Consider the following 4,053-nt stretch of genomic DNA (forward strand, 5'->3'; position numbering starts at 1 on the left):
CATTGATGAAAAACCAATGAGAAGAATATTGAAACCTAAAATTGAGGTACCAAGAACAAAACCGTCAAATTTCTTAAAAAGAGTCTGGCTGATAAAAATCTTATAGCAGATGAATACAACCAACAGAGGAAAAAGAATGCTTGATGAACCAAAGTAGTCAAGTACAACATTAACCATCTGATGATCATCTGCTATAGACACAGGTGATGCACCGTCTAATGATACTAACTGACCTGACATTGCTCTTTTTGCCTTATTCTTAAAAGCAAAAAGCAGGATCACACTGATGAGTGTGAAAAAACAGCAGCAGCCAAACGCTGTTTTTGCAAAAAATCCTACCTTAGTTCTGTTATTTCCCTTCTGAGGGGCGATTGCCATCATATCCTCCAGTTATAGTTCTTATATCATGTTGTTTTTTTATAAAGTGCTCTGTCTTACGTTTTCTTTATGCTTCCTACAAACTTTTAAATGGTATCACTGATAAAAACATGTGGCAAATTTTTACATTTAATAATTTGCATTCGGTTAGAAAAATAAAATGGTTTGAAAGAACATATAAAACTGTTCTGAGTAATCAGCTCAAAAACAACAAAAATCTCGCTTTGCAATTCATGTCAAAAGAATAAAAAAATGGCATAATATGTGGCTGTTTTCTTACTTACAGGAAAAGATATGATTAACATTGTTCTATATCAGCCAGAAATGGCAGGAAATGCAGGAAATATCATAAGATTAAGTGTCAACTGCGGTGCAAGACTTCACTTTATAAGACCACTTGGTTTCTTTCTTGACAATCAAAGACTTATGAGAGCAGGTCTTGATTATCATGAGCTTTGCAATCTTACTGTTCATGACAGTTTTCAAAAATTTCTAGAGACAGAACAGCCAAAAAGACTTATTGCTTCAACATCAAAAGGACATTTAAGTCACGTTGACTTCAAATATGAAGATGGTGATTACGTTATCTTCGGACGTGAGAAGGAAGGTCTTTCTCCTGAAGTATATGAACATATAAAAGAAGAGAATATGATAAAAATCCCTATGGCACCAAACAGTCGCTGTTTGAATCTATCAAATTCAGTTGCTGTAGTAGCTTATGAGGCATGGCGCCAGATGGGATTTGAAAACGGGGTTGTATAACAAATACAGCCGTTTGATCACTTACAAACCGCATATAAAATTTCGTGATTTAACATACAAATTCTGCTATCATGTTGCATTTGTAAAAGTACAAAAGAGGAATAGTGTCTTGCTTGAATTTTTAATAGATTTCTTTGGTAGTTATGGTTATATTGCCGTATTCACATGTTTACTGCTATGTGGTTTAGGCTTACCTGTACCTGAAGATATATCTCTTGTTTCAGGTGGCGTTATTTCCGGTCTTGAACTGGCAAATCCTCATATAATGTGCGTCGTAGGTCTTGCAGGCGTTCTCATCGGTGACAGCACCATGTTCCTTGCAGGTAGAATCTTCGGTTACCGTATCCAGAAAATCAAAACTTTCCGTAAGATAGTAACTCCACAGCGTTTCTCCCAGATTCAGAATAAGTTCAAACAGTACGGTTTAGGATTGCTGTTTGTTGCAAGATTCCTACCTGGTCTTCGCTCCCCTATCTACCTAGTTGCAGGAATGAGTCATCGTATCGGCTATCTGACATTTATTGTTATGGATGGCATTGCAGCTTTAATCTCCGTACCAGTATGGATTTACCTCGGCTATTTCTTTGCTGATAATCTTGATGTGCTAATGGAATATGTTCATGATGTGCAGAAGGCAATTTTCCTTGCCTTAGGTGTACTGTTCGCCATCATCTGCATAGTAGTGATAAAAAAGAAATTTCATGCCCGTCTCAATAAAATAACAGCAGATGAAAACAGCAATTCAGAAGAGACTAAATAACAAAGACTGTCCTATTTTTGTAGCCTTTTATTTGTCAAAAACCTTTAAAGTAGCTTTGTGCTACTTTAAATTTTTTAAGGTATATAAAAATGGATCACACATCTTTTACTCAGACAATGGATCATCTTACAGCCATTGTTGCTGATATTAACTCTATTTTATGGGGACCTTGGTGCCTAATTCCTATTTTGGTAGGTGCTGGTATCTTCTTTACTTTTAAGCTCCGCTTTGTTCAGATAAGAAATTTCTCTCTTGCAATCAAACATGTTTTTGGTGGCTTATCTTTCAATGGTGAGAAAGCAGGAAATCACGGAATGACCTCATTCCAGTCTCTTGCAACTGCAATTGCAGCTCAGGTTGGTACAGGTAACCTTGCTGGTGTTGCTACTGCTATTGCAATGGGCGGTCCAGGTGCTATTTTCTGGATGTGGCTTGCCGCATTCTTTGGTATGGCAACGATTTTCTCTGAGGCTATCTTAGCTCAATTATATAGAACAAAAGATCCTCAGGGTCATGTAACAGGTGGTCCTGCCTACTACATCACATACGGTTTAGGCTCAAAGGGTCTTGCTGCAATCTTCTCAGTTACCATCATTATTGCTCTTGGTTTCATCGGTAACATGGTTCAGGCAAATTCAATTTCAACTGCTTTTGCCAGCGCTTTTGATATTCCAACTCCTGTAACCGGTCTTTTTCTCATTCTCTTAGCTGGTTTCATCTTCATTGGCGGTATCAAGCGTATTGCAGGTTTTGCAGAGAAAATGGTTCCTCTAATGGCATCTGTATATGTACTTGGTGCTATTTATATTGTTATCACCTACGGTGCACACATTCTTCCAACATTCAAAGCAATTTTTGTTGGTGCTTTCGATCCATCAGCAGCTACTGGTGGTGTTGTAGGTGCTACTGTAAAAGAAGCAATCCGTTACGGTGTTGCTCGTGGACTATTCTCAAATGAAGCTGGTATGGGTTCTACCCCACATGCTCATGCAGTAGCACGAGTTAACCATCCTGTAGAACAAGGTCTTGCTGCTATTATTGGTCTGTTCATTGATACTTTTATTGTCCTTACAGCAACTGCTCTTGTTATCATGGTTACAGGCTCTCTTGACGGTACCAAGACCGGTATTGAGTTAACTCAGTCAGCTTTCGTTAAGGGCATGGGACCTGCAGGATCTGGTTTCGTTGCTGTATGTTTATTCTTCGCTGCATTCACAACCATTATCGGCTGGTACTTCTTTGCAGTGCAGAACGTAAAATATCTTTTCGGCTACAAACTTGTTAACGTATTCTCTGTTATTGTTCTTTGTTTCTTAATGACAGGTTCATATCTTAAGGTTAACCTTGTTTGGGAGCTTGCTGATATGTTCAATGGTCTGATGGTAATTCCAAACATCATTGCTGTTATCGGTCTTTATAAGCTTGTAGGCAAAGCTTTAACTGATTACCGTGAAAAATATATCAAGGGCGAAAAGCCTATGTTCGGTCCTTCAGAGCAGCTGACAGGCAAGCTTGCAGCTCTAGCAAAAACAAGAGTAAGACATGCAAAAAGACATGCTAAGTAGTACACATTAGCATACAAAATATAAAAGGAGACCTGTATAGTGCAAGACTCCTTTTTTTATTTCATTTATATTTTAACGTTTTGTATATCCGCACTTTGGACATACTCCGTTGTCATTTAATAAAACACCGCAAAGTGGACAACGCTGTTTCTCACCTTTTGGCTCATACTCACAAGATGCAGCATTAACACCACTGGTAAATGTCAGCTTAACAATATTGAGCTTATCCTTTAACAGCTCATAAACAATCTTAATCATACCTTCAACAGTCATGGTCTCTTTTGTAACAACCAGTCTGCAGTCAGGATATGCAGTTGCAAGTTTAGTCTTGAATGCTTCACCTTTCATCTTATTTGAAGGTGCGCCGTTTTTTATTCACTGCTTTTCATAAACATCTAAAATTGCAGGTAAAAGAGGATCATCTTCACGAAGAATTAATGCATGATCAAAATTCTTTAATACATCCCATGCAGTTTTTTGAATTTCATTGCATGGAAAAACCATATTTACACCAGGTTCAATGGTGTCTTCAACTTCAATTGTAAGGCAGCCAGTCTGTCCATGAAGATATTGAGCCTCTCCCTGGAA

General features: G+C 38.0%; 6 protein-coding genes. 3 read left to right on the forward strand and 3 right to left on the reverse strand.

The window, feature by feature from the left end; translation table 11 throughout:
* Positions 1-378: hypothetical protein (locus ACJML3_RS06220; RefSeq protein WP_406021578.1), on the reverse strand; the 378-nt coding region annotated here is incomplete at its 3' end.
* A gap of 294 nt (positions 379-672) precedes the next feature.
* Between ACJML3_RS06220 and ACJML3_RS06225 the strand changes: the two genes are divergently transcribed.
* The 3 genes from ACJML3_RS06225 to ACJML3_RS06235 all read left to right on the forward strand — a co-directional run bounded on the left by ACJML3_RS06225 (position 673) and on the right by ACJML3_RS06235 (position 3,465).
* Positions 673-1,140, forward strand: a complete 468-nt coding sequence (locus ACJML3_RS06225) for a tRNA (cytidine(34)-2'-O)-methyltransferase (RefSeq protein ID WP_406021580.1) — start codon at positions 673-675, stop codon at positions 1,138-1,140.
* A 109-nt stretch (positions 1,141-1,249) separates the two neighbouring features.
* Positions 1,250-1,900 (forward strand): DedA family protein, encoded by a 651-nt coding sequence (locus ACJML3_RS06230; RefSeq protein WP_406021582.1) that lies wholly within the window; start codon positions 1,250-1,252, stop codon positions 1,898-1,900.
* Positions 1,901-1,989: 89 nt separating this feature from the next.
* Positions 1,990-3,465 carry an alanine/glycine:cation symporter family protein gene (locus ACJML3_RS06235; RefSeq protein ID WP_406021584.1) on the forward strand — a complete coding sequence of 492 codons (1,476 nt, stop codon included), beginning with the start codon at positions 1,990-1,992 and terminating at the stop codon, positions 3,463-3,465.
* A gap of 72 nt (positions 3,466-3,537) precedes the next feature.
* Here ACJML3_RS06235 and ACJML3_RS06240 read toward each other — a convergent pair whose 3' ends face one another.
* Together ACJML3_RS06240 and ACJML3_RS06245 are read right to left on the reverse strand one after the other, a co-directional pair.
* Positions 3,538-3,813 (reverse strand): hypothetical protein, encoded by a 276-nt coding sequence (locus ACJML3_RS06240; RefSeq protein ID WP_406021586.1) that lies wholly within the window; start codon positions 3,811-3,813, stop codon positions 3,538-3,540.
* Between the two features lie 27 nt (positions 3,814-3,840).
* A partial coding sequence (locus ACJML3_RS06245) for a 6-carboxytetrahydropterin synthase (RefSeq protein ID WP_406021588.1) occupies positions 3,841-4,053 on the reverse strand: 213 nt, incomplete at its 5' end.

The sequence above is a fragment of the Succinivibrio sp. genome (genome assembly GCF_045124615.1).
In the GTDB taxonomy this organism is placed as follows: Bacteria; Pseudomonadota; Gammaproteobacteria; order Enterobacterales; family Succinivibrionaceae; genus Succinivibrio; species Succinivibrio faecicola.